The 25,356-nt window shown below is 55.3% G+C and carries 21 protein-coding genes; 9 read left to right on the top strand and 12 right to left on the bottom strand.

What is annotated here, in order from left to right:
- Positions 1 to 16: 16 nt before the first annotated feature.
- Positions 17 to 5,482 (top strand): glycoside hydrolase family 9 protein, encoded by a 5,466-nt coding sequence (locus tag VGH19_20070; GenBank protein HEY1173672.1) that lies wholly within the window; start codon positions 17 to 19, stop codon positions 5,480 to 5,482.
- Positions 5,483 to 5,707: 225 nt separating this feature from the next.
- On the opposite strand, the gene VGH19_20065 is transcribed toward VGH19_20070, so the two are convergent.
- The 7 genes from VGH19_20065 to VGH19_20035 all read right to left on the bottom strand — a co-directional run bounded on the left by VGH19_20065 (position 5,708) and on the right by VGH19_20035 (position 10,075).
- The gene (locus VGH19_20065; GenBank protein ID HEY1173671.1) at positions 5,708 to 6,391 is read right to left on the bottom strand and encodes a response regulator transcription factor; all 684 of its coding nucleotides are present in this window, start codon (positions 6,389 to 6,391) and stop codon (positions 5,708 to 5,710) included.
- Positions 6,363 to 7,499: a sensor histidine kinase gene (locus VGH19_20060; GenBank protein ID HEY1173670.1), complete on the bottom strand. Its 1,137-nt coding sequence runs from the start codon at positions 7,497 to 7,499 to the stop codon at positions 6,363 to 6,365. The genes VGH19_20065 and VGH19_20060 overlap by 29 nt, the downstream gene beginning before the upstream one ends.
- The gene (locus VGH19_20055) at positions 7,496 to 8,122 is read right to left on the bottom strand and encodes a SpoIIE family protein phosphatase (protein HEY1173669.1); all 627 of its coding nucleotides are present in this window, start codon (positions 8,120 to 8,122) and stop codon (positions 7,496 to 7,498) included. The genes VGH19_20060 and VGH19_20055 overlap by 4 nt, the downstream gene beginning before the upstream one ends.
- A gap of 1 nt (position 8,123) precedes the next feature.
- Positions 8,124 to 8,549 (bottom strand): anti-sigma regulatory factor, encoded by a 426-nt coding sequence (locus tag VGH19_20050; protein HEY1173668.1) that lies wholly within the window; start codon positions 8,547 to 8,549, stop codon positions 8,124 to 8,126.
- Positions 8,539 to 8,913, bottom strand: a complete 375-nt coding sequence (locus VGH19_20045; protein HEY1173667.1) for an STAS domain-containing protein — start codon at positions 8,911 to 8,913, stop codon at positions 8,539 to 8,541. The genes VGH19_20050 and VGH19_20045 overlap by 11 nt, the downstream gene beginning before the upstream one ends.
- A 1-nt stretch (position 8,914) precedes the next feature.
- A complete protein-coding gene (locus tag VGH19_20040; protein HEY1173666.1) occupies positions 8,915 to 9,817 on the bottom strand; it encodes an STAS domain-containing protein in 903 nt (300 codons plus the stop codon).
- A 78-nt stretch (positions 9,818 to 9,895) separates the two neighbouring features.
- Positions 9,896 to 10,075: a hypothetical protein gene (locus tag VGH19_20035; GenBank protein ID HEY1173665.1), complete on the bottom strand. Its 180-nt coding sequence runs from the start codon at positions 10,073 to 10,075 to the stop codon at positions 9,896 to 9,898.
- A 453-nt stretch (positions 10,076 to 10,528) separates the two neighbouring features.
- Here VGH19_20035 and VGH19_20030 point away from each other — a divergent pair, with 453 nt between their 5' ends.
- The 7 genes from VGH19_20030 to VGH19_20000 all read left to right on the top strand — a co-directional run bounded on the left by VGH19_20030 (position 10,529) and on the right by VGH19_20000 (position 18,817).
- Positions 10,529 to 13,111, top strand: a complete 2,583-nt coding sequence (locus VGH19_20030; GenBank protein HEY1173664.1) for a glycoside hydrolase family 9 protein — start codon at positions 10,529 to 10,531, stop codon at positions 13,109 to 13,111.
- Between the two features lie 225 nt (positions 13,112 to 13,336).
- On the top strand, positions 13,337 to 14,518 hold the full coding sequence (locus tag VGH19_20025) for a glycosyltransferase family 4 protein (GenBank protein HEY1173663.1): 1,182 nt from the start codon (positions 13,337 to 13,339) through the stop codon (positions 14,516 to 14,518).
- Positions 14,515 to 15,225: a uridine kinase gene (gene udk, locus VGH19_20020; GenBank protein HEY1173662.1), complete on the top strand. Its 711-nt coding sequence runs from the start codon at positions 14,515 to 14,517 to the stop codon at positions 15,223 to 15,225. Before VGH19_20025 ends, udk begins: the two co-directional genes overlap by 4 nt.
- Positions 15,206 to 15,919 carry a sugar transferase gene (locus VGH19_20015; GenBank protein ID HEY1173661.1) on the top strand — a complete coding sequence of 238 codons (714 nt, stop codon included), beginning with the start codon at positions 15,206 to 15,208 and terminating at the stop codon, positions 15,917 to 15,919. Before udk ends, VGH19_20015 begins: the two co-directional genes overlap by 20 nt.
- Before the next feature lies 1 nt (position 15,920).
- Positions 15,921 to 17,228 (top strand): hypothetical protein, encoded by a 1,308-nt coding sequence (locus tag VGH19_20010; GenBank protein HEY1173660.1) that lies wholly within the window; start codon positions 15,921 to 15,923, stop codon positions 17,226 to 17,228.
- A gap of 18 nt (positions 17,229 to 17,246) precedes the next feature.
- Positions 17,247 to 17,594, top strand: a complete 348-nt coding sequence (locus VGH19_20005) for an STAS domain-containing protein (GenBank protein HEY1173659.1) — start codon at positions 17,247 to 17,249, stop codon at positions 17,592 to 17,594.
- Positions 17,595 to 17,614: 20 nt separating this feature from the next.
- A complete protein-coding gene (locus VGH19_20000) occupies positions 17,615 to 18,817 on the top strand; it encodes an alkaline phosphatase family protein (GenBank protein HEY1173658.1) in 1,203 nt (400 codons plus the stop codon).
- Positions 18,818 to 18,964: 147 nt separating this feature from the next.
- Here the strand turns inward: VGH19_20000 and VGH19_19995 are convergent, their stop codons facing one another.
- The 5 genes from VGH19_19995 to VGH19_19975 are packed head-to-tail and all read right to left on the bottom strand — an operon-like array spanning position 18,965 to position 24,287.
- Positions 18,965 to 19,780: a DUF2334 domain-containing protein gene (locus VGH19_19995; protein ID HEY1173657.1), complete on the bottom strand. Its 816-nt coding sequence runs from the start codon at positions 19,778 to 19,780 to the stop codon at positions 18,965 to 18,967.
- Positions 19,755 to 21,017: a glycosyltransferase family 4 protein gene (locus VGH19_19990; protein HEY1173656.1), complete on the bottom strand. Its 1,263-nt coding sequence runs from the start codon at positions 21,015 to 21,017 to the stop codon at positions 19,755 to 19,757. Before VGH19_19990 ends, VGH19_19995 begins: the two co-directional genes overlap by 26 nt.
- Positions 21,018 to 21,020: 3 nt before the next feature.
- Positions 21,021 to 22,472 carry an O-antigen ligase family protein gene (locus VGH19_19985; GenBank protein HEY1173655.1) on the bottom strand — a complete coding sequence of 484 codons (1,452 nt, stop codon included), beginning with the start codon at positions 22,470 to 22,472 and terminating at the stop codon, positions 21,021 to 21,023.
- Positions 22,473 to 22,482: 10 nt separating this feature from the next.
- Positions 22,483 to 23,112, bottom strand: a complete 630-nt coding sequence (locus tag VGH19_19980; protein ID HEY1173654.1) for a class I SAM-dependent methyltransferase — start codon at positions 23,110 to 23,112, stop codon at positions 22,483 to 22,485.
- A gap of 38 nt (positions 23,113 to 23,150) precedes the next feature.
- Entirely contained in the window at positions 23,151 to 24,287 is a 1,137-nt protein-coding gene (locus VGH19_19975; GenBank protein HEY1173653.1) for a glycosyltransferase, read from the bottom strand.
- 157 nt (positions 24,288 to 24,444) lie between these two features.
- Between VGH19_19975 and VGH19_19970 the strand changes: the two genes are divergently transcribed.
- Entirely contained in the window at positions 24,445 to 25,356 is a 912-nt protein-coding gene (locus VGH19_19970; GenBank protein ID HEY1173652.1) for a glycosyltransferase, read from the top strand.

Here is a 25,356-nt window from a genome sequence, read left to right as displayed (position 1 = left end):
GGCGTTCTCGGGCACGGTGGCGCATCAGTCCGCGATCGCGACGGGCCTGCACCAGCACTACTTCGACTACGCGACGGCGACGCTGGCGGTCAACACGGGCGACAAGCTGTTCGCTTATGTGTATCTGGACCCGGCGAACCCGCCGCGGGAGCTGATGTTGCAGTGGACGGATGGATCATGGGAACACCGCGCGTATTGGGGTGAGAACCTGATCACTTATGGAACAGCGGGCACGGCGAGCCGTTACAACGCCGGGGCACTTCCGGCCACAGGCCAATGGGTCCGCCTCGAAGTCCCCGCCAGCGCGGTGGGCCTTGAAGGCAGGACCGTCAAGGGCATGGCGTTCGCAGCTTATGGCGGTCGCGTGACGTGGGACTACGCTGGCAAAGCAAATGGCACGGTGGTGGTTCCAGCCGATATGACGGCTCCGACGGTGGCGATTAGCGCTCCGGTGAATAACGCGACAGTGTCCGGTGCGGTTGTCTCGGTGACGGCGACAGCGGCGGACAATATCGGTGTGGCCGGTGTGCAGTTCCGCTTGAACGGCGCGAACCTCGGCAGCGAAGTGACCTCGGCTCCTTACACGGTGGCTTGGAACACAACGAACCTGACGAATGGTGCGCAAAGCCTCTCGGCTGTGGCTCGTGATGCCGCTGGTAACAAGTCCACGAACACGGTTTCCGTGACGGTGAACAACGTGGTGACGGCTCCGACGAATTCGACCGACACTGCGACGGTGTGGGTGGATAACGCAGTTCCTGCCGGTGCCACGAGCGGTTCAGAAGGTGGCGACACTTGGAACTGGGTGAGCAGCAATCCGGCTCCTTACTCTGGCGCAGTGGCGCATCAGTCCGCGATCGCGAGCGGCATGCACCAACACTACTTCGACTGGGCTACGGCCACGATGACGGTGAATGCAGGCGACAAGCTCTTCACCTACATCTACCTCGACCCGGCGAACGTGCCGAGCGAAGTGATGCTGCAATGGAACGATGGTTCCTGGGAACACCGCGCTTACTGGGGTGCGAACACGATCACCTCGGGCGTGAACGGCACAGCGAGCCGCTACTATGTGGGCGCTCTTCCGGCAGCGGGTCAGTGGGTGCGCCTCGAAGTTCCGGCCAGCGCGGTCGGTCTCGAAGGCAAGACGGTTCGCGGTATGGCCTTCACGCTCTACGGCGGTCGCGCCACGTGGGATTACGCAGGCAAGTCTGCTGCTGGTTCTACTACGACTCCGACGACGCCCACAATGCCGACAGTGACGGCCTCCGTCACAGACGCGACCGCAGTGATCGGCACCACGGATAACGCGGTGATCTCCTTCACCCGCACGGGTGACACGAGCAGCGCGCTCTTGGTGAATTACAACCTCGGTGGTTCCGCGGTGAAGTGGACGGACTACCGCCGTCCGGAAGGCGACATGCCGGTGGCGATCACGATCCCGGCCGGTTCTGCTTCAGCGAACCTCACATTGGTTGCCGTGGCGAATGTCGGTGCGGTGAATCCGCAGACGGTTGCCCTCACGCTCGCGACGAACGCTGCTTACACGGTGGGCACGGCGAGTGCCTTGACGGTGAATCTCTCGAGCGGCACGGGCACATCGTCCGGTGGCGGTTCTACGAACACCAACAGCACGAACACGAACATTGTGGGCACGGTGACGAACATCGTCGGTGGCATCAGCAATGTGCTCTCCTCTGTGGTGAATTACACGGCGCTCGAACTGCCGAAGACAAATGATAGTGGCCTGAACATCCTTGCGCCGACGGTTCTCGAACTGAAGGCGATTGGCACGAAGGCTCCGGGCGGTGTTCCCTCGGTCTGGAACTTGGTCAACTCCGGCACATTCTCCGCACCAGCGCTCAACCAGTTCGAAGTGACGGTGAACGGCCAAGCGGTGGCAGTTTCTGCGGTCGGTTTCAAGCGCCGTCCGCTCTACGCGCCGCTCGCTGTGTATGACCTGCGCATCGAGAACAACCTCTACCTGCAACTCGCGTCGGCGATCCCTGACAACGCGACGGTGGAAGTGAAGAACCCGAGCGCTTCGCTCTGGAACTCTTCAATGAAGTTCACGGCGAAAGCCGAGCCACTGCGCTACAGCCCGGCCATTCATGTGAACCAAGAAGGTTATGTGCCGAGCCTGCCGAAGAAGGCGATGGTCGGTTACTACCTCGGCAACTTGGGTGAGATGAATGTGTCCAGCTCGCTGGGCTTCTCGCTCGTGAATGTTCAGAACGGTGCGACGGCCTTCACGGGCACGCTCAAGGCGCGCGCAGATGTCGGCTATGTTTACACTCCGACGCCTTACCAAAAGGTTTTGGAAGCTGATTTCAGCAACTTCACAACGCCTGGCGAATATCAGTTGATGGTTCCGGGCCTCGGTGCCTCTTTGCCTTTTCTGATCGATGACGGCATTGCGATGGGTTTCACCCGCGCTTATGCGCTCGGTCTCTATCACCAACGCTGCGGTACGAACAATGTGATGCCGTTCACCCGCCACACGCATGAGAACTGCCATCACGACCTTGTGAGCGTGCCGATGCCGTCGTCCTCCTTCCAGTTCACCTGGACGACGATCTCCAACTACGCGATGAAGGCGAATCCGGATAACGTGGCGCAAACGGCCCCGAAGCTGACCAGCCCGGCGAACCAGTTGTTCCCGTTCATCAAGACGAACCTGATCGATGTGACCGGTGGTCATCATGACGCGGGTGATTACAGCAAGTATACGATCAATAGCGCGAACCTGATCCACTACCTCATGTTCGCCGTGGATTCCGTTCCGGGCATCGCATCCCTCGACAACCTCGGTGTGCCGGAGAGCGGTGATGGCATCAGCGACGTGCTACAAGCGGCCAAGTGGGAAGCTGACTTCCTTGCAAAGCTGCAGGACACGGACGGCGGTTTCTACTTCCTTGTGTATCCTCGCGAACGCGAATACGAGAGCGGCACGCAGCCTGACCAAGGTGACGAGCAAGTCGTCTGGCCGAAGACCACGTCTTCCACGGCTGCCTCGGTGGCTGCACTGGCACAGACCGCGTCCTCTCCGCTGTTCAAGCAGAAGTATCCGGCTGAAGCCGCTGCTTACCTCGCTAAGGCCAAGCTCGGCTGGACGTTCCTGACGAATGCTGTGAGCCGCTATGGCAAGGCTGGTTCTTATCAGAAAATCACGCATTACGGTGATGACTTCACGCACGACGACGAGCTCGCTTGGGCCGCTGCGGAAATGTTCGTAGCTACCGGTGAAGCCCAGTATCAGCAGAAGCTGAACGAGTGGTTGCCGGATCCGAGCAGCTCCGCCACGTTCCGCTGGGGCTGGTGGCGCTTGTATGGCTGCTACGGCCATGCGATCCGCAGCTATGCGTTCGCAGCCCGCAGTGGTCGTTTGACGACGGCGCAATTGAACGCCGCTTACCTCGCCAAGTGCGAAGGTCAGGTGATCGCCGCTGCGGATGACGCGCTCCTCTGGTCCAATCAAGGTGCCTACGGCAGCAGCTTCCCTGCTGCGACGAAGCGCGTGCGCGGTGCCGGTTGGTATTTCTCGAACGAGCAAGCCTTCGACATCGTCGTGGCCCAGCAGATCACGCCTAAGGCGACCTATGTGGACGCCATGCTGGCGAACTTGAACTACGAAGCGGGCTGCAACCCGGTGAACGTCAGCTACCTCACGGGCATGGGCTGGAAGCGCCAGCGCGAGATCGTGCACCAATATGCGCAGAGCGACCGCCGCGTGATGCCGCCTGCCGGTATCCCGCAGGGTAACATCCAGGCCGGTTTCATCTACTCTGAGAAGTATGGTTCCGAACTCACGGCCCTCACGTTCCCGAACGATGACGCGAGCACGGCTCCGTATCCTTATTACGACCGCTGGGCGGATAACTTCAACGTCACGACTGAGTTCGTGGCCGTTGCCCAAGCCCGTGGGATCGTGAGCATCGCATATCTCGCGACGTTGACGCCGACGAAGACTCAAGCTTGGAAGTCCACTACGGCCCGCATCGTGGGCACGCCTACGGAAGTCGGCACAAACAGCACTGTGACGGTTTCCATGCAAGTGGACGGCCTCGACTTGAGCGGTGCCCGCATCGTGTGGGAAGCGCGCGATCAGGAGCCTGCTTACGGCAGCACCTTCACCTTCAAGCCAGCGAGCTATGGTGACCAATGGATCGAAGCGGAAGCGCAATGGGCTGACGGCCGTCGCGCTGTCGCTACGGCGAGCTTCTTCGCCACGAACAGCCTCCCGACGGTGAGCGTCGTTGCTACGGATGTGAGCACCACGGAAGGCGCTGACACCGCTGTTTACACCTTCACTCGCAAGGGCAGCACGGCTACGGCCTTGACAGTGAACTACAAGCTCAGCGGCACAGCCGCCAAGTGGACGGATGTGCGCACGCCGCAAGGTGATATGCCGGAATCCATCGTGATCCCAGCCGGTGCCACCTCCGCCACGCTGACCGTGTGCGCGTATGATGACACCATCGTGGAAGGCACGGAAACAGCCATCCTGACGATTCAGGCGAATGCCGCCTACAACCTCGGCACGCCGAGCGTGGCCACGGTATATCTGTATGACAACGATGGTCCAGCCTTGCCGACCGTGACGGTCACGGCCACGGACGCGATCGCCTCCGAGAATCTGCTCGGCGTCGGTGTGTTCACGATCACCCGCACGGGCTCGTTGCTCGCTCCGTTGACGATTAATTACACCTTGGGTGGCACGGCCACGCAGGGTGTGGACTACAACGCGACCAGCCTGTCACTGACGCTGCCTATCGGCATCAGCTCAGCAGTCGTGATCATCACTCCGGTGGATGACACCGCAGTGGAAGGTGAGGAGACGGTGGTGCTCTCGCTCTCGGGCGATGGCGCTTACCAGATGGGTGCGGCGGCTTCGGCCACCATTTCCATCGCAGACAACGACACGGCTACGACGCTGCCCACGGTGAGCATTGCGGCGACGGACGCCACCGCCTCCAAGATCGGTCCTGACACCGGCACGTTCACGGTGAGTCGCACGGGCAGCACAGCTTCGGCCCTCACGGTAAACCTTGCCTATAGCGGCACGGCGACGAACGGTGCTGACTACAACACGCTGGCTTCCACGGTGACGATCCCTGCAGGCAGCACCTCAACTACGGTCACCGTCACGCCTAAGACGTCCACGACGCTTGCGGCCACGACGAAGACGGTGACCTTGGCCTCCGTGGCCCACTCGGCTTACACCATCGGCACGGCCAGTGCGGATGCGACCATCGCGGGTAACGTGGTTCCAATCGGCACCGTGAAGAAAGAGACGGGCGGAATGCGCGTGACCTGGAACAGCGTGGCGGGCAAGACCTACCGCGTGGTCGGCAAGAAGAATCTCACAGACACTACCTGGACTGAGCTGAGCGGCAGCATCCAGGCGAACACCACTGTGGCGAGCTGGTTGGATACCAGCGCCACGGCGCAAGGTTTCTACATGGTGTATGTGACCAATTAACCGCGGGCGAGCCCTGCGGTCTTGATCGCGCGGAAGTCCTTGGCGAAAGCCGACTCCGCGCGATCTCCGTTTTATGGAAAGAGAAAATGCGGCTTGGCTATAGAAGCCAGCCGCATTTTTGAAGCAGTGTGAAATGTTCTCCCTCTCCCCTAAACGGGGAGAGGGCCGGGGTGAGGGGTGAGAAAGCCAACGGCTTAACTGACAGTCAATAGCTCCAAAAAGCCATCAAACCGCCAGCGTGCTATGCACCACATTGCTCTCGATGATGCCCTTCGAGATCGCATAGCGCGTCAGACCGGCGATGTCATGGATGTGCAGCTTGTTCATCACCTGCTGACGATGCTTCTCCACCGTCTTGATGCTGATGCACAGTTCCGCCGCGATCTGTTTGTTCGCTTTGCCTTCCGCGATCAATTGCAGCACCTCGGATTCGCGTGAGGTGAGCAGATCACCAGTCTTGCTGACGGGTGTGCCTTTCACGAACGCTTCGCGATAGTGGTCGAGGAGGCGCTTAGAGATAGACGGGCTGAAATACGCATTGCCGCGACGCGCTTCACTGATCGCCTTCACGAGATCATTCGCCGCCGTTTGCTTCACGAGATAACCGCACGCACCGGCTTCGGTGAGTTGATGCACATACTCGTCATCGTTGTAGGAGGAGAGGATGAGCACTTTCGTTCCGGGTGCTTCACGCGTGATTTGGCGTGTGGCTTCGAGGCCGTTGAGCAAGGGCATGGCGATGTCCATGACCACGACATCGGGCATAAGCTTGGTGACGAGCTGCACCGCCTGACGGCCATTCTCAGCTTCGCCTACGACTTCGATGTTGGGTTCCGTTTGGAGCAGGGCGCGCAGGCCCTGACGGACTACTGTGTGATCATCAGCAAGTAATACAGTTATCTTTTGCATGGTGTTTTTGGGGTGGGGGTGGAGTGTTGAGGGTGTTGATGAAAGGTAGTTTTACGTGGACGGTGGTGCCTTGGCCGACTTTGGATTTTATCTGGAACGCGCCATCTACCAGACGCACGCGTTCCTGCATGCCCAAGAGGCCGAGGCGCTTATTCTTTCCATGGATCTTTTCTTTTACGGAAAAAGCCTGTCCGTTGTCTTTGATGAAGACATGGATTTGTTCATCCATTTTCTCCACGCTCAGATCCACGCGGCTGGCTTTCGCGTGTTTGGCCACGTTGTTGAGGCTTTCTTGCACAACGCGGAACACGGTCGTTTTGCTGTCTGGCCCCAGCATCTCTGCTGAAGCATCCGTACGGAGATCTACGATGATGCCGCTGCGATCGGCAAAACCTTTCACGTAAGAGCGCAGGGCAGGGATAAGCCCAAGGTCATCCAGCATTGCTGGCCGCAATTCATGGGCAAAGCGGTGCATCCGCTCCATCGCCTCTTCCACGAGTTTCTGCGTTTCAAGCACCTTGGCGTGAAGATTTTCTAGTGGCGCTTCCAGATTCTTTTTATGCAACGTCAGATTGACGTTGATGGCTGTCAGGGCCTGACCTACGTCATCGTGCAGTTCGCGGCTGATGCGTGTGCGTTCCTGTTCCTGGATGTGCAAAATCTTTTCGGAGAGATCCCGCAGTTGTTTTTGATTCTCTCGCAAGGCTTTCTCCGACTTCTTGCGCTGGGCGACTTCGCTTTCGAGTTCCTGATTCATCCTGGCCAGCTCGACATTACGTTTTTCAAAGACCTTGATGAGTTCTTGCAGACGGAGGTTTGCTTCACTGAAGCCGCGATGAGTGGCTTCGAAAGGTGACAGGGCTTCGAGAAAGAACAGTTCGGACTGCTTCCAGGAATAGGTCTGCTCGGTGATCGTCAGAGCGTGCATGCCGAAGTCCGCCAACGATTGTTGATGGATTCGAGCCATGGCGAGGACGCCGACGCCTTTGTTGATCGCTTTGCGCCCGAGTTCGTAGGCCTGCTCCAAATGCAGCTCCGTCGCATCATTCAGAAAACGATGCAACGCTGTGGCGTACTTGTTCGCGAATTTTTTCTCGAACTCTTTCATGGCTTGCGTCCGTGATAACGCGCTACGAGCACGAGCGCATCATCAGTGCCTTTAAAGAAATTATTGAGAATGCTATGGGCGATATGCGCGACCGGATCTTTGCGCACAATCGAGGTGATGAAGCCAGGGCGGATGCCGTCCGTGCTAAAAATTAACAAATCTCCGGGGCTGATGGGTAAAGCCTCAGTCTGAAGGTTTGGCATTTGATAACCAACCACGCCAGCGCGTTGCAGAACATTTTGCATCGGCGGTTGCTTGTCCGGATTGGCGCGCAACAGCAATGCATCCACGTTGCCGATCGCCAACCAGGTCATCTCATCCGCATTGAAATCTAGTGAGGCGATGCTGATCGTGAGGCCTCGTGACTGTAGCAACGCCTCGTTGCATAGTTTGACGAGCGTGAGAACGGACATGCTCTCGTCATTCCCCATCACTTCTAGGCCAGTGGCAGTCACCTTGGCTGCTTCGGCACCGTGACCGAGTCCATCCACTACGGCAAAGACCATTCCATCAGTGCCGGGTTTGACCAGCGAACCATCACCAAGCGCGTTCTGGCCGGGCAGGGGACGTGAAGCGACTGCCCATTCGACTGGAAGCAATGAACTGTTAGGCGCAGCAATCATTTCAGTGCAGCCACTTCCGCATCGTGACAGTGGTTCCTTTGCCGATATGCGAGACGATGAAAAACTCATCCATCAGCCACTTGGCTCCCGGCAATCCCACACCCAATCCTTTGCGTGAGGAGTAACCATACTGCATCGCCTGTGGGATATTCGGGATGCCCGGCCCTTCGTCTTGCGCGATGATTTGTATGCCTAACTTGTTTCCATTGCGCACATTGGCGAGGATGATCTCACCGCGTTTCGCGTGATCCATGATGTTGCGGGCTACCTCAGAGATGGCCGCCGCGATCAAGGTGACTTCAGCACCTTCAAAGCCAAGATCCAAGGCAAGCTGGCGCCCCTGCTGGCGCGCCGTCACGATGTCGATATTCGAGCTGATCGGCACGCGCGATTCGGGACTCGTCGGAACTTGGGAGTCATTTGGCATGTTTGATACTCCTCTTGGAATGAGTGCCCAGGAAGGCGAGGCCTTCCTCCAGATCCAGAGCGGTGCCGACGCCCTCCAATGTCAGTCCTAGTTGCACCATGGCAAAGGCTACCTCTGGCTGGATGCCTACGATCACCGTGTCTGCGCCGCGCAGTTTCAGCATGTGGGCGATGGCCCGCAGCATGCGCGTGGCAAATGAGTCGATGACATCCATGACAGTCACATCAATTATTACCGCTTTGGTGCGGAACTTGCCGACCTTGGCCGCGAGGTCGTCACGAAGCTGGATCAAATCCTCATCGGAAAGTATCGATTGAACACTGGCGATCAGGTAGTCGCCTTGTTTGAGGATAGGAACCATGATCTTATGCCGTTTTTTCGCTCAAAGTGTGCTCTTCCATGAGGATCACTTTGTAACCTAAGAAGAGCTCAGCTTCCTCGAGTCCGCCTTGCAGATCACCCACGGCATTCACTTTGCTCAGATCCACGCCGATGGTCACAAGCGTCTGCGCGATCTCCGAGGAGAGGCCAGTGATGATCACGCTGGCGCCCATCAAGCGCGATGCCTCGACGGTTTGAACCAAGTGATTCGCCACCGTGGAATCGATTGTCGGTACACCGGTGATGTCTACCACGACGACTTTTGCACGATTGGTGCGGATGCTGCGCAGAAGCTGTTCGGTGAGCTGACGGGCGCGTTGGGAATCGATGACACCGATGATCGGCAGGATCAGCAGCCGCTCGCGCACTTGTAGTACGGGAGTAGAAAGTTCACGGATTGCTTCCTGTTGCTGGCGGATGATGCGTTCGCGTTCCTGAACAAAGCTGACACCCACTGTGTTCGCGATGCGATTGGCTGCCGGTTCATAGGCGTCCAATACTCGGTTCAATAGCAGGAGATCATTCTGATATTTACCGAAAAGGGAACGGGCCAGCACATCACGCAGCAGCAGCACAATGCCTAGAACTTCATCCGTTTCAACACCGCGGGGGATGATGCGTTCGGAAAGGTTGCGGGCGTAATCTTGCAGGGCCTCCACATTGCCGGTTTCCAACACTTCGACGTAGTTGTCGTAAACTGACGTCGCTTCGGAAAAGATCTCTTCCTTGCTCATCGCGGTGAGCAGTTGGGCATCTGTGATTCGTCGGGCCCATTCTTCACGAAGTTGCGTCCGGTTCTCGCGCAAGTGAGCTACCAATTCACGAAGAAGGGCAGCGCTGGTCTCACCAGAGACGAGGGGTGCGTTGAGTGGTTTCTTCTTTTTCATAGTCTGCGAGGTTGGGAAACTACTAAAGCCGGGAGAGGGAGACTTGCCTGCCCGCCGGCCTTGATGGGGACAAACCGATTAACGGGCGAAGGAAAAATCAATGCCAGCGATCTGCAGCAACTTGACGGGCTGATCTGCGCGGCGATGTTGCGTGCGGTTCATGGTCGCACGGGCGCGGGGGATAGTGGCGCTGATGACAGGATGCGCGAAGTGGCTCTTACGATTTACAGCCAGTTTTTCAGAGCAAGATTGCAACATAATCAATTTCAAAGTTAAGGGTGACGCAAGGTGTGGATGAACAAGAGGCAGTCACTGTCTGCCGGGGCGCTGACCACTAAATTGAACTTTTGTTCACTCACAATGCTCTTCTTATGCAAGTAGGATGCCATAGTTTTGGCGGGCGCAATTGGGCGGCTTTACTCCTGTGGCTTAGGGCTGCGAAGTATCTCCGATATAGGTAAATAACCTATAAAAAGACCAATGATTTAATGGTTTTTGAATGAGGTGTGATATTTGGCTATAGGGCAGGAAACTGAATGGACTGGGGTGAATTACTCCGGCTTTCTTCTCCTTTTCCTATGCAACATGCATAAGATCGGCATGGCTTTTTGCAATTTGCCAGACGCAGTAGCGAACTATCGCCATGAAATACTTCCATAGGTAGGCTCATGCCCCGTTGGGAAAATATTAGGAGATGTGCTAGAAGTGGGCGTGATTCTGCGAGTTCTGTTGCTGTTGTTGCTCGTGGGGGCCTGGGCACGAGCGGGCAACCAAGAGGAATATTATCAATTACCTATCGTGGGAGAGCATTCTCTCCGCATCATTTCCCCGGAAATGCTAGAGCTTAATCTCGTCACTACGAAAGAGATCAACGGGCAGCCCAAGGAGTGGAATTTTATTGATACCAGCGGGAAGGCGACACTGCCCCAAGTAGACGTGTTTGAGGTGACTGCCAATGGGGCCAAGATCAATGTCACAGGAGTCGGGTTCAAAAGACGGGTGCTCTATGCGCCTTTAAGGAAGAGGGACCTACGGATCGGTAATCATCTCTATCTGCAACTAGAGAAACCATTGGCAGAGGGGCAAAAGATCGAAGTGAAGAGTTCCTTTTTTGGGAAAGAGGAGAAATATGCCGCCCAGAATTCCCTATATCGACTGAGCGATGCCATACACATCAACCAAACAGGCTATCATCCTGCGCAATCCAAGAAAGCGATGATCGGCTATTACCTTGGCAGTTTGGGAGAGATGAAGACGTCGGCGTTGAAGAGTTTCAAACTCCTCACTGCCGACCTGAAAACTGAAGTCTATCAAGGAAGTTTGACCAACCGATTGGACTACGGTTTTCCTTTCACTAGCTATCAGCAAGTGGTCGAGGCGGATTTCTCCTCCTTCACGAATTCAGGGGAATACCGGTTGGCGGTGGATGGTTTGGGTGTTTCTTACCCATTTTTCATCCACGAAGGCTATCCAGCCACGCTCGCAAGAACATATGCTTTAGGGCTCTATCATCAACGTTGTGGTTGCAGCAACACATTGCCATTCACGCGGTTCACCCATACTGCATGTCATCTGCATCCAGCAGAAGTTCCCACTGCTTCCTTCACGAATACCCAGAAATTCCTGCTGCAAGATTCTGCGAATGCCACCAATAACGTCCGTCATACGGCGCCCGTGATGAAGGATTTTGCTGCGTCGTTGTATCCCTTTGTGAAGCAAGGGCAGATAGACGTTTCCAAAGGGCACCATGATGCGGGTGACTATAGTAAGTACACGATCAACAGTGCCGGACTCATCCATAATCTGGTGTTCGCTGCCGATGCTTTTCCCGGAGTAGGTGAACTGGACAATCTCGGCATACCCGAAAGCGGCGATGGTCTCAGTGATCTCTTACAGGAAGCGAATTGGGAGGCGGAATTCCTCGCCAAACTTCAAGATGATGATGGTGGTTTCTATTTCTTGGTATATCCGCGCGAGCGCCGCTATGAACACAATGTCCTGCCGGAGTTCGGTGATAAACAGATCGTCTGGCCTAAAACTACGGCTGCGACTGGAGCTGCTGTTGCTGCCTTGGCACAGATATCTTCATCACCACTTTTCAAGAAGCAGTTTCCTGAAGCAGCCAAGATTTATCTGAAGAAGGCTGAAGCGGGTTGGGCTTTCCTCGAACGTGCCATCGAGCAACACGGCAAGGACGGCGCGTATCAGAAGATCACGCATTACGGTGATGATTTTATGCACGATGACGAATTGGCATGGGCAGCGTGCGAACTCTATCTAGCTACGGGTGATTCCAAATATCAGAAGAAGTTCATGGACTGGTATCGCCCCGATGATGCGAACACGCGGAAGTGGGGCTGGTGGCGGCTTTATGATGGTTATGGCAATGCTGCTCGCAGTTACGCCTTTGCGGTGAAGAGCGGGCGGCTTAAATCTCAGCAGACCAATCCGTTGATGATGACCAAGTGCGAGAATGAAGTAGCCAAGGCTGCCGAAGATCAATTGCAACGCTACCAACAAAGCGCATACGGAACCAGTTTTCCTGTGGAGACGAAACGTGTCCGTGCTGCCGGGTGGTATTTCTCGTCCGGTGCGGCATTCGACCTAGCGGTCGGTATGCAGATCAGTTATCCGGTGAACAAGGATCTGCGTCCGAAATTTTTGGAAGCGTTGTTGGCGAACTTCAATTACGAGCTTGGTTGCAATCCGGTTAATGTTTCCTTTGTCACTGGTCTGGGCTTCAAACCGCAACAAGAGATTGTTCATCACTACGCCCAGAATGACCAACGCGCTTTACCACTGAGCGGCATTCCGATAGGCAATTTGCAAAGCGGTTTTGGTTGGCTGGATTTTTACAAGACAGAGCTGGGAGCTTTGACGTATCCGCTCGATGGGGCGGCCAATGATCCATTCCCGATTTATGACCGTTGGGGGGATAGCTTCAATGTGCAGGCGGAGTTTGTGGTGGTGAACCAAGCGCGGGCTTTGGCGGCCTCTGCTTTTCTCATGGCACAAACTTCGTTGAAGAGCGAGCCGTGGCGTGGAGAGGTCGGCCAGATACAGATCGATAAATCTTCTAATCCGCCGATTGCACGTCTGGTTGCAAAAAGCATCAAACCGGGGACGGCTCGTATCATTTGGGAGACTTCTAATACCAACAGTGCGCCGAAACTCTCTCAAACGTACGAATTGCCGAAGGATTTGCCCGATTGGATCGAGGTGGAAGCGGTCACGATGGATGGGAAAAGGATTGTGGCCGTCACCAATTTTGTCTCCGGGGCAAAAAACAAGTAAGCTTCTCTCAGAAAACCGCTTCAACGTGGTTTTCACCTGCTCCAATAAGTCCTTTTGCCGCTTGTGGTTCTCCGTTTTATCCACCGCTTTGAGGGTTTGCCCTAGCGCGGGTTAAACGCACGTTTCTTGGAGGTTTTTACCTACTCAGGTCAGGCACGCTTCGTTCTCTATCAGTGACCTGTGAAGCGGCAATCGCAAGTGACAATTTGGTAAAACACACCGGCTATGAAGCTGTTATTTGCTCACGAATGTTTTGGTGCCTTTGGCGGTGCGGAATCAAACTTGTTCCACACGGCCACTGAGTTGAAGCGCCGCGGACATTCTGTTGCGATCGTGCATGGTCCTTCGACCGGTAAAGGAGTGGAGAAGTGGGAGCAGCTTTTCGATGAACGCTTTCCTCTCAATGAATCGGAAACGTTGACCTCAGCCGTCCGCCGCTTTCAGCCGGATTCGATCTACGTCCACAAGCTCGCGGAAATTCAACCATTGGAAGAAATGCTGGCTTCTCGCACGCCGGTGGTGCGGATGGTTCATGACCACGAGACGTATTGCCTGCGTGGCTGCCGCTACGGTCATCTGAGCCGCGACATCTGCACTCGTCCGCTCTCGGCCTATTGCCTTTTTCCGTGCGGAGGATTCATCGCCAAGAGCAATGGTGGCGGCCTTCCTGTGCGCCTGATCAATTATTTTCAGCGCAAGAAGGAGATGGAGATCAATCGTCAGTTCGATCGCTTGATCGTGGCCACGAATTACATGAAGGAGGAATTGCTCCTGAATGAATTCGATGAAAACAAGATTGAGATTCATGCGCCTACGCCTCCGCGCACCGAGGCTGTTGAGCGGAAGGAGACAAAGCAAACGAACCTGATCCTCTTCAGTGGTCAGATCATTCGCGGTAAAGGCGTGGATGTGCTTCTGCAGGCGTTGAAGCAAGTGAAGTGTGATTTCCAGTGTCTGATCTTTGGTGATGGCGGTCATCGTTCCTATTGCGAATCGCTTTGCCGCGAGCTTGGACTCAATGATCGGGTGCAATTCAAAGGCTACGTCAGCCAGGATGAACTGCAAAAGTATTACGGTCAGGCAAGCGTGATGGTGGTGAGCTCAGTCTGGCCGGAACCGTTCGGTGCAGTTGGCTTGGAAGGAATGCATCATGCACTACCTGTTGTGGCTTTTGATGCAGGAGGCATCAAGGAATGGTTGATCGATGGTTACAATGGCTTTCTCGTTCCATGGATGGATACGAAAGAATATGCGGCCCGGGTGGAGGAATTGCTGATCAACAAGCCGCTGGCGGAGAAGATGGGACATTGCGGAAAGCAACTCGCCAATGAAGTTTTCAATTTTTCCAACTATGTCGATGGCCTTGAAAGCATGTTCGACCGGGTCATCAAACATCAAAAAGCGTGAACACCAACGGCACAACTCATAACGGGGTCTTTATCATCGCCATCGCAGGCGGTAGCGGATCGGGCAAGACCTGGCTGGCCAATTCCTTGCGTCAATCGCTGGGAGGTGAGGCGACGCACCTTGCGCTCGATGATTTTTACCTGGATCGCTCGGATTTGCCTGAAAATGAACGGGGAATCATCAATTTCGACACTCCCAGTGCCATTGATTGGCGTGCTTTGAAGAATGCCCTCGCGCAATGCAAGCGTGGGGAAAGTCTTTTGCACGTTCCCCGTTACGATTTTGCAACGCATACACGCATGGACGAGGTGAGCGTGCTGCCCGTGAAGCCGGTGGTGATCGTGGATGGACTGTGGCTTTTCCATCGCATGGCTCTGCGGGCGATGTTCGATCTGAAGATTTTTGTCGAATGCCCGAATGATTTGCGCTTCTGCCGCAGGATGGAACGGGACGTGCTAGAACGAGGCAGGACTGCTGATTCGGTGACGGAGCAGTTCAAGGCGACGGTGCTTCCGATGCATGAAAAGCACGTGCAGCCACAGGCGAAATGGGCGGATACGGTGATCTGCTCGCCACCGGCAGAAACAGATGTCCTTCACCTGGCGGAGAAAGTGAAGGCCGGTTCAGTGAAAGCCTCCGCCAAGAAATTTTCCATGTGGTCCAGTGAACCTCTTAACTTGAAATGCTATGAATGCCTTGCTGATTGAACACTACACTGCCATTCAGAATCCTTGGGGACGGTGGCGCGCCAACCTCCACGTCGCTTGGCGCCGCATCATGTGGCGCTTCTTCTTGAAGAACGCGCAGATCGCCAAACGCCTGCTCGACATTGTGCTGAGTTTCATCGCGCTGATCGTGCTCGCGCCTGTCTTCGCGCTGATCGCCATTCTCATCAAACTCGAAGATCGCGGTCCGGTGTTCTTCTGCCAGAAGCGCGTGGGCAAAGACGGTCGCGAGTTCAAGATGTACAAGTTTCGCTCCATGTGCATGGATGCGGAAGCGAAGCTCGCCGCGATCCTGAAGCAGAACCAGCATCAGCAGGGCGTCACCTTCAAGATGAAGAATGATCCGCGCCTGACGCGCATTGGCAAATGGCTCCGCAAGTTCTCGCTCGATGAGTTTCCGCAGTTCTACAACGTGTTCATCGGTGATATGTCGATGGTGGGTCCGCGTCCTCCCGTGCCGCGTGAAGTGAAGCTCTACTCGCTGGCAGATCGCCGCCGCCTCGTGGTGAAGCCCGGATTGACCTGCTTCTGGCAGATCGGTGGCCGCAGTGAGATCGACTTCTCAGGCCAGGTGAAGCTGGACGTGGAATACATCGAGAGCCAAAGCTTCTGGGTGGATATCAAGATCATCGCCAAAACCGTTCCGGCCGTGCTGACTGGAAAGGGAGCGTGCTAAGATGAAAGCCATCCTCATATGCCCTGCTGAACGCGCCGCAGTCGCGGCCCTTCACGAAACCAAGCCGCTCGTGCTGGTTCCGATGCTGGGAAAGAGCCTGCTGGATTACTGGATGGAGCATCTGTCCTCCAGCAACATCACCGAGGCCATATTGCTGGTGGCGGATCGTCCGAGCGCAGTGCGGGAATATGTGGGTGAAGGGGAACGTTGGGGGGTGAAGACTGAGGTTTGCCCGGTGACGCATGAGCTGACAGGGGAGGAGGCCAAACAATTCATTGCTCAAAGCAATGAGGCCACACTCGTGGAAGTGATGGATGCAATGCCATCAGCCACTGCTGAAAAGCTCTTCATGGATTATGAGACTTGGTTCGCGGCAATTTTGAAACTGATGCCGAAGACGGCCACTGAACCGCGTATCGGCGTGCGCGAAACGCAACCTGGTGTGTGGACAGGATTGCATGATGCGATATCGCCGAAGGCTCAGATCGTCGCCCCTTGCTGGATCGGTGCGAATGTGGTGATCGAGGAAGATGCCGTGGTAGGGCCGTATGCAATCATCGAAGATGGGGTGTGCGTGGAGAAGGGGGCGGAGGTGGCGCATAGCGTGGTAATGAATGAAACGCTCGTGGGTGAATTCACCGAGATCAAGAAATCCATCGCGCATGGCAACACCTTGATACACATGCCTGATGGCACGGTAGCAAAGGTGCCTGATGAGTTTCTTTTGAGTTCTTTAGATGAAGAGGAAATCCAGCCTGTGGAGCCATCTTTGTGGGGCAGGGCAGCTGCGGCGGGATTGCTCGCAGCCATCGCTCCGTGTGCCTTTCTGGCGATGGCGCGGTCGATTGTAAATGGGCGTGCGTATCTGCGCATGAAAATTGCAGTGAAACCTTGTCTGACACCGGCTGACCGGCCGGGCGAGACAATGAGCTACTTTGAAGTGCCAAGCCGTTTCGGATGGATTCGCCGTTGGCCGCAGCTTTGGGATGCTGTATGCGGGCGCTTCGCGCTCATCGGCAATCGGCCCCTCAGTCCAGATGACGCGAATGAGTTGAATCGTGATTTTGAGAAACTGTGGCTGACTGTTCCTACAGGCGTCATCTCCCTCGCTGATGCAGCGCCCAACACCGAGCGCTTCGGTGAAAAGGCCCGGGCACATTCTTGCTACTACGCTGTGCGCAGCACGCGCCAGATGGATGTTTCAATCTTTTATGCGGTCGTATTTGGCCGGCCGCTCAATGCGATCCGTTCAACGTTCCGGGAAATCATACCGTTTCCCGTGCGTTATGCGGAACCTAGCCAAAGCTGAACCTGAACTTTAAGTCGTATGAAAATATCACAACAAGACGGCACACTGAATGCCACTAAGTTGCAACAATTGGGCGCCACCAACGCCGATCTCTTCCAAGAGGAAATGCAATCAGCCATGGCGGCTGACTTGAAAGCGATCGAAGTGGATTTCTCCGAAACCAGCTTCGTGGACAGTCACGGCCTGGGTGCCTTGCTCATGATCCACAAGACCGCTTGCAACCGTCATGGCGATGTACCGTTGCGCGTGGTGAATCCACAGCCGTCCGTGCAACAAATCCTCGAACTTACTAGGATGCATCGCATCTTCGAGATTGTGAAGCGTCCGGTATTGACCGTCGAAATGGCGGAAGCTCACAGCCGTTAATCCCATACATCAAAACACACATGAAAAAGATACTGCCCCTGTTTGTATTCATCGACGCATGCGGGTGGGAGATCGTGAAGAAGGATCCGTTCCTGCGATTGCACGCGCCGTACCGGCGTCCGCTGACTTCTGTATTCGGATACAGCTCGGCGTGCATCCCTTCGATCCTTTCCGGCGCATGGCCTTCAGCACATCGTAACTGGTGCTACTTCGTCCATGATCCGGTGAATTCGCCGTTCAAGTTCTTGAAACCTTTGAGCTGGCTGCCGAAAGCGGTCACCAGCCGCCGCATCTTCCGCCGCTGGCTGAGCAAGCTGGTGAAGTGGAAGCTGGATTTCAAAGGCTACTTTGATCTCTACAACATCCCGTTCAAATACATCTCGCTCTTTGATTTCACGGAGAAGAAGAGTCCGCTGCAGCCGAAGGGGATGAACCAGGGAAGCAACATCTTCGATTTCCTGAGCGGGCAGGGCATCCCGTATCATGTGAGCAAGCCGGAGCAGACCGAGGAACAGAATCTTGAGGACCTGCTGGTGGATATCCGCAAGCAGAGCATTGATTTCGCATTCCTTTATTGGCCGGCGCTGGATGGTTTGATGCACATGGTGGGAAATAATTCGCCCAAAGTCCCCGAGAAGCTGCGCGCCTATGAATTGTGGATGGACCGCTTGATGAAGGAAGCGGAGGCGAATTACGACGAAGTGCGTCTCTACGTTTTCAGCGATCATGGCATGGCGAATTGCGACAAACACCTCGACCTGCAAGCAGTGATCAACAAGCTGCCCATCAAGATGGAGAAGGACTATGCGGTGGTGTATGACTCCACGATGGCGCGTTTCTGGTTCTTCAACGACCAGGCGAAACGCTTTGTCACCAATGCGCTGAATGAAGTGCAGGAAGGGCGCATTCTTACGAACGTCGAGCTGCAGACTTTGGGGACGTACTTCCCGGATCATCAATTCGGTGAGATGATCTTCCTCGTGCAGGAAGGTGTCTTGATCGTGCCGAGCCATATGGGCGAGAGGCCGATCCGCGCGATGCATGGATATCATCCGGATGACAAGCACAGTTATGCGGCCATGTTCACGAATCAGGATGAAGTGCCGGATCGTATCAATGCCATTCCGCATATGTATAACTTGATGGAGCGAGACGCCTTGGAAGCACACGCGGCGAATAGCGGACGTGCAGCGGAGCCGGTGCGTGTGCCGGTCGCGGCTTAAAATGTCTTTGCGGAAGTCGGGCCCGGCAGACAATGAGGTCTGCCGGGCCGGTGTATTTTGGAATGACCGATGACGAAGGTCGAATGACCAAGGAATGAGTAATGTCGAATGACAAATGAAGATCTGTCCGCCTTGAAGGGGAGCGCTTCAGTTTAACACTGGGCGGTTCTTGGCCAGTTCGCTGAAGGAGATCACGCGGACATCGGACCGGCTGGCGAGGTAATCTGCCGTACGATGGAGGACTTCGATAAAACGATCGTCTGGGGTATTATTGCGAAAGTATTCCCACCAGTGAGTCACTAGGACAGTAACGGGTTGGCGATCGATAGCTTCACCAATGCGATCCAGCATGGTATCGTAAGAACGGTAGCAGGAAAGCAGGCAGCCGGGATGGGAGAGAAGGAGGGTTTGATCCACCTGCCAATGGGGATGGCGATTCACTTTCTTCCAAAGAAATTGCGGCCACCAAACGGTGGGCAGTCGGCGCAGCTCGAACCAACCGGTGGAAACGACGGAGAAGCGTTTCACCAGTTCTTCGTAAGATTCTTTGGAGAGTTTATCGTGTGGAGCGACGAATGTGCTTGGTTGGGAGAAGCCCGCATCCGCGAGGCATTTGGCTCCATGTTGCAGACGTGAGATGATTTCACTGCGGTTCTTGAGATCGAACTCCCAAGTGTCGTGATGACAGCCGTGCTGCAAGACTTGGTAACCGTCGTTCTTGTGCAGGTAGTCAACGAGCTTAGGATTATCCGTCAGCGGTGCGAAGGGGGGAGAGTTCTGGCCTTTTGCCAGCAGATAACCTTCCGGAGAACCATCGGGCAAAGTGACATCACTGCGAACGGACGGAATAGTGGCCAAGTTCACTGGCAGGCCGCGATTTAGGAAAGGGCGATAGAGCCTTTCCAGATACTCGACCGGAGTAAACGCGTTTGTATCGTCATCGCGAAGAATCACGTAGTGCATGTTTTTCTTCGATCAGGGTTTCGTAAAAACGTTTCATGCCCAAAGCGAGGACGCCGGCATCATATTTCTCATCCACGAGCTGCCCACCTTTGGCGGCGTATTCCGCAGCGAGGTCGGGCTTCAGCATGGCTTCGTCCAAGGCGGCATGGAATTCCTCCGGTTTTTGCAGGTCGAACAACCAGCCGTTTTCATGATCTTTCATCAGGGATAGAGCACCGGAGGTGCGACTGGCAATCACGGGGGCACCTGCGGCCCATGCTTCCAAAATAACGATGCCGAAGGTTTCGGAAACGGAAGGAACCAAGACGACCTGGGCGAGTTGGAGAAGGCCGATCAAGCGCGGGTCTTGCGGTTGAAACCCACCGAACATGAACACTCGGTCTTGCAGGCCAAGTTGCTTGATATCGCGATCAATCTGTTCGCCATAAGCGGCATCCGTGCAAGAGCCAAGGAATACGAGAACGGCGCCAGGATGACGTTTAAGAAACTCCGGGGCTTGCTGGGTGAGCCAGCCTTGGTTCTTCACCGGATCGACCCGGCCGACACAAAGCAGGATTTCTTTGCAATGGATCTGAGGGAAGGCCATGAGAGCGGCATCGCGATGATTCACACGATAGGCTTCTGCCACCACGCCGTGCGGCTGGGTGATGATGCGTTGCTTGGGGTGCTTGGCTTTGAGCAGCTCAGCTTCACGTGGATTGCACGTGACAATGGCATCCGCTTCATCCACGAGATGCCGTGTGCGCAGAAAGAAACCGAAGGCTTTGCCCCATTCCACACCATCAGATTGAGGATTTTCGAAGCTGGCTTTCAATTGCGGAGGCAAATCCAAAAGACCACCGTGCACGGTGATGACGAAAGGGATCTTGCGGCGTTTAGCAACAAGGTTGCCGATGGCCCCGATGCGGCCCATGGTATGCGCATGCACGAGTGCGAGGTCGCGATCTTGCCACAATGAGCCAAGCAGATCGAAGGACATGAGGTTGCCGCCCACGGAAACGAGCTGGCAACGGCGCTGACGTGAGATGCCCCAGACAGGCACGCAGGCATTGAAACGCTTCACTTCGCAGCCGCATTCCTTGAAAGGGTCCGGAAGCTGGCCGGTCTCGATCTTGGGACAGTAGACTACGGAGTCGATGTGCTGATGGCGCAGTGAGTTGAAGAGACGTTGAAGGGCGGTTTCTGTGCCGCCCCATTCCGCCGGATTGTATTTACGCAAGACGTGAGCGATGCGCATAGGTCATTCCCTTTCACCCGCAGTCACCAATTCATATTCCTCTTCACGCGGAGCCTGTCGAACGGCGACGCGACGAGTTGGTGCTGGTGTTGTGTGTTTCCGCCAGTAGTAGAGACTGGCCAAAGTTCCGAGGAAAATATGGAAAGCGAAAGCGATGGCGGTCTGGCGATAGGTCCATTCAGTAACGCTTTGCAAGAAGACGCCCATTACGCCGAAGAACAGCCCTACACCAAAGCGATGAATGGTGGTCTGAGCGCGACGCCAGATGAAGACTTGCCCCATCCAGAACCAGCGAGCCCAAAGCAGCAAGAAGAGTCCTAGACCGATGAAGCCCAGTTCACCGGCAGTGAGAGCCATGAGATTGTGGGCGGGAGCGGCGTAGTGGAAGCTGGGGAGGTTCACCTTATCCGGCTGGTATTCGAGGTCATCGTAGTCTTCATACCACAGGCCGACCTGTTCACCGTAAGTTTTGCTGACCCAGTATGACCAGTTGTTCAGGCCGACGCCGAAAGGCTTGTCTTGTAGAATGGTCCAGGCGATGCGCAGGTAAACGCCGCGTCCTTCTTTTTCCGTATCCAGATACTCGTCGTGAAAGGAGGCTTCACCGAAGCGAGCTTGCAGCGAGTCCCATGACTTGTAGGTGATGAAACTGACGACCATCAGGGCGGCAACACCGATGGCGATTTTTTGGATCGTGATCTTCCACGAACCGCACAGAGCCATAGTACCCAGCATGATCATCGCAAAGATGGGAATCCCAGCTCGCGAAAGAGTGAGGAGTATGGAAAGGCAGGCGCAACCAATGGCCGCGAAACACATCCAGCGAAGGTATTTTGTGATGTTCGATGTGTAAGCAGCCACTAGCAACGGGGTGACCATGCAGACATACATCGAGAGGCTGTTCGGATGTTCCAAGGTGCCGGTGGCACGGTAGACTCCATTCAGATAACGCTGCTTGATAGATAAGAGACACTCCAAACCCATGATACAACACAGGGCAAAGACGAGGATCATCAATTCGCGTTCACTGCGTACGAAGAGAGCGGTAGCGGTGAATACGACGATGCAGCGCAGCATCTTGGACAATTCAAATAGGCCATAGATCTTCGGATCAGCGAAGAGGATGGAAATCCCCGCAAAGGAGACGTAGAGGAGCATGAAAGCCAAACTGGCGGGCCAGAATATGCGTCCTCGCGTGGAGAAAAGATGGAAGAGCTGGCCAAGCAGCAGGCTGATGGCCAGCACATCCAATAGAGAGAACTCGAAGCCACGCGTGGTGCCGCGGTACCAGTAGTGGCTCACGAAGTTGATATCAATGCGGTCTGTGACGACGGTGCCCGCGATGAGAAAGAAGAACGCCAGTTCCCGGATGCGCTGTGACAAGCTGCACAGCACAGTCCCCAATGCCGTTGCCAATGTGGCAATGGTCAGTCCGATTAGGTCCTTGGCGTCCATGTCCGCTGACTTAGTAGAAGTAGATGTCCGTGCTGGTCACACCGGGGCGGCAGGGGCCGACACTCTCAAACACGCGAATGTCCTTGGCCAAGCTGCTTTCACGCAGAGCCACATAGCGCCAGGAATCATCCACCACGATGATGCCGCCGGGCTTGATGTGCTTTTGTGCGAGGTTAAAGCAGGTGGGACGGACCGGCGTCCATTCTTCGGCGCCATCGACCACGATCACATCGAATTTTTGATCAGGGATGGCATGGAGGTAGCCGGATTTATCGAAGTCTACAGCATCTTTGAAATCATAGGGCTGCAACGTCATCGTGGCATTCGTCAGTCCTTTTTGCTGAATGCTGGCTTGCACGCGATTGAACCATTCGGCGTTGTCCTCGATGGAGTAGACGGATTTGACACGGCGGGCGAAGAACACCGTGGAGCCGCCGGAACCATATTCACACACGGTCATGTCGGGACGCAGATAAGTGTCGAGAAAATCGATGGCGGCGAAAGAGAACCAGGGGATTTCCATGTCCAGAGGCGACTGGCCCGGCATGATGCTGCGGGTCATGTAGCGGGGGACATAGTTCGGGTGAAGAGCGAAATCGCAAACGATGCGGCCAACTTTTTGTGAGAGGGTTCCGTTCATATTGTTTTCCTTGGTGTGTTGGGTCTGTTTTTGCCGGTTTAGCCGGCAGGATTTGGGTTGTTGTTTAGCGTCAAAGTTTTAAGTCCCTGGCTTCGGGTATCCGGCCAGTAGGAGGTGTAACCGTTCTTGAGAAAGCGATAGGCGCACCATGTCGCCGCCAAGCTGATGAGGAAACCGGCACAGGTGGCGGGGAACGCCTTGATGCGAGCGAGGGGACGCAAGCGCAGCCAGCGTTTAAAGCGGAAGCTGATGGCATCAGGAAAAATCTGCCAAAAGAACGTGAGGCTGCGGATGTGTTCGCCAATGGCGATCTTCAGCCAATCGGGCTCGGTCTGTTCGCGTTCTTTCAAATATGTGGCGAAGTCGGGAGCGCATTGCGGCGCCAAGCCTTTGAGTTCTTTATCCACTAATACATGCAAGATGGTCTGGCCGATCATCTGACGCTTCTGATTGCGGAACACCGCCGAGGGAGACATGTAAGCCTCGAAGATGTGGGCGGCTTCGGGAGCGAGAACAACGCGGTTGGGATTGGATGGAACGGTGAGAAAATCGGTGCAGACGAGATTCTTGATGAAGCCGTCATCAATGATGAGATCGCGCGGGAGATAGATGCGGCGGGCGACTTCAGCACGGATGCAGTAGAGCTGACCGGTGAGCTGTACAGAGCTGGCTTGCGTCATCTGCGAGGTGGTCAGGGAAATGTGAGAGAAGAGATCGCGATGGCCTTTCACTGCGATGTCTTTGATGGGCTGATCCACGGAAACGGACGCTTCAGAGTTTTTCTGAAGCGTCATGTACATGTTCCACAGCGTATCGGGGCTGGTGATGACGATGTCTGCATCCATCAGCATCAGATAAAAGGATTGCCGGTCAGAGAGCTGATGGACGAAAACGTTCCAGGCATTGGTCTTGCCGCGAGTGGTGAGATTTGCGGTCAAGGTGGTGAATGTATGCCGGAAGGGGTGGGTCTCCTGCTGCTTCTTGAAGAAGGCGTCGGCGAGTTCCACAGTGCGATCCGTGCAACCATTGGCGGCGCAGATGATCTCCACGCTCAGGCATTGTTCCGCCAAGCGGCTGAAGAGGGATTGACGAAAGAGGGAGTCGAGAGTCGCCTCAATGGACTCTTCTTCATTCCACGCAATGATGCCGATGGAAATATGGGGCGTGTTCCTCATGTGTGTGTTCGGCTCAATCACAACTGCATTCACATTCAGTAAAATCGACACGCAACTTGTAGTTTAGAAAGGGAGATGCAGTAAGTGGGTCAATTGCTAAAAGGGCATTGGCGAAAGACCCCATATGCGGGTGGAGCGATTGAATTACATTGGGGCCATGCAAATGGATGCGCCATTGGTCACGATCATCATGCGTTCTTACAACGAAGCGTGGGCGTTGCGGGACACGTTGCCTGCGTTGAAGGCCCAGGATTATCAAAATTGGGAATTGATCGTGATCGATTCAGGCTCGACGGATGGTTCAGCGGATTTGATCAAGGCGGCGCAGCCGAGGACATTTATCCAGATAGCACCGCACGAATATAATCCTTCTCGTGTCATGAACATGGGCATGGAACTGGCGCGTTCGGAGTTCGGGATATTCATCAATGCGGATGCGACACCACAGGGGAACAACTGGTTGAGGCCGCTAGTGAATGGATTGCAAAATCCTCAGGTGGCAGCGGTGTATGGGCGGCAGATACCGCGTCCTGATTGTCAGGCGGTGTATGCGCATGATTACGAACGGTGCTTCGGGCTGAATCGTGAGGCGGACAAGTGGGATCATTTCTTCAGCATGGCGAATAGCGGCATCCGGAAAGATATTTGGGCCAAGCGCGGATTCAGTGAACGTTTTCAGTATTCAGAGGATGATGAGTATACGCGCTGGTGCCGGAGCAAAGGCTATGAGGTGGTGTATGTGCCGGAATCGGTGGCGATGCATTCGCACAATTACACGACGGCACAGGCTTACAAACGGAGCTTCGGTGAAGGCAAGGCGTTGGCGGGTGTCTGGCCGGGCACTGCGGAAGATTACGGCTGGGCAGGGAAGGTGTTGTTCGGTTGGGCAAATGACAGCCGCAAAGATCTCAAATACTGCCTACGAAATGGACGGTTGAAGGAGTGGCCACATGCGGTGGGCATCCGCTGGCAGCAGCGGAAGGCGAAGTATGACGGGTTCCACGAGGGGTGGACCGTTTATCGTGGCAATAGCAGGGCTGATGGCATGCCAACTGCTATTTCGAGCTAG

The sequence above is a fragment of the Verrucomicrobiia bacterium genome (assembly GCA_036405135.1).
Taxonomy (GTDB): domain Bacteria; phylum Verrucomicrobiota; class Verrucomicrobiia; order Limisphaerales; family JAEYXS01; genus JAEYXS01.
The sequence above is the reverse complement of the archived record's forward strand: the minus strand, read 5'-3'. Positions and strand labels throughout refer to the sequence as shown.

What these genes read in the sequence shown, in the direction of transcription:
- VGH19_20050 (HEY1173668.1), bottom strand. Translation starts at nt 8,549, where the DNA reads ATGCCAAATGACTCCCAAGTTCCGACGAGTCCCGAATCGCGCGTGCCG.
- VGH19_20040 (HEY1173666.1), bottom strand. Translation starts at nt 9,817, where the DNA reads ATGAAAAAGAAGAAACCACTCAACGCACCCCTCGTCTCTGGTGAGACC.
- VGH19_19990 (HEY1173656.1), bottom strand. Translation starts at nt 21,017, where the DNA reads ATGCGCATCGCTCACGTCTTGCGTAAATACAATCCGGCGGAATGGGGC.
- VGH19_19980 (HEY1173654.1), bottom strand. Translation starts at nt 23,112, where the DNA reads ATGAACGGAACCCTCTCACAAAAAGTTGGCCGCATCGTTTGCGATTTC.
- VGH19_20055 (HEY1173669.1), bottom strand. Translation starts at nt 8,122, where the DNA reads ATGATTGCTGCGCCTAACAGTTCATTGCTTCCAGTCGAATGGGCAGTC.
- VGH19_20035 (HEY1173665.1), bottom strand. Translation starts at nt 10,075, where the DNA reads ATGTTGCAATCTTGCTCTGAAAAACTGGCTGTAAATCGTAAGAGCCAC.
- VGH19_19985 (HEY1173655.1), bottom strand. Translation starts at nt 22,472, where the DNA reads ATGGACGCCAAGGACCTAATCGGACTGACCATTGCCACATTGGCAACG.
- VGH19_20010 (HEY1173660.1), top strand. Translation starts at nt 15,921, where the DNA reads ATGAAAGCCATCCTCATATGCCCTGCTGAACGCGCCGCAGTCGCGGCC.
- VGH19_20015 (HEY1173661.1), top strand. Translation starts at nt 15,206, where the DNA reads ATGAATGCCTTGCTGATTGAACACTACACTGCCATTCAGAATCCTTGG.
- VGH19_19995 (HEY1173657.1), bottom strand. Translation starts at nt 19,780, where the DNA reads ATGCACTACGTGATTCTTCGCGATGACGATACAAACGCGTTTACTCCG.
- VGH19_20065 (HEY1173671.1), bottom strand. Translation starts at nt 6,391, where the DNA reads ATGCAAAAGATAACTGTATTACTTGCTGATGATCACACAGTAGTCCGT.
- VGH19_19975 (HEY1173653.1), bottom strand. Translation starts at nt 24,287, where the DNA reads ATGAGGAACACGCCCCATATTTCCATCGGCATCATTGCGTGGAATGAA.
- VGH19_20000 (HEY1173658.1), top strand. Translation starts at nt 17,615, where the DNA reads ATGAAAAAGATACTGCCCCTGTTTGTATTCATCGACGCATGCGGGTGG.
- VGH19_20060 (HEY1173670.1), bottom strand. Translation starts at nt 7,499, where the DNA reads ATGAAAGAGTTCGAGAAAAAATTCGCGAACAAGTACGCCACAGCGTTG.
- VGH19_20025 (HEY1173663.1), top strand. Translation starts at nt 13,337, where the DNA reads ATGAAGCTGTTATTTGCTCACGAATGTTTTGGTGCCTTTGGCGGTGCG.
- VGH19_20005 (HEY1173659.1), top strand. Translation starts at nt 17,247, where the DNA reads ATGAAAATATCACAACAAGACGGCACACTGAATGCCACTAAGTTGCAA.
- VGH19_19970 (HEY1173652.1), top strand. Translation starts at nt 24,445, where the DNA reads ATGCAAATGGATGCGCCATTGGTCACGATCATCATGCGTTCTTACAAC.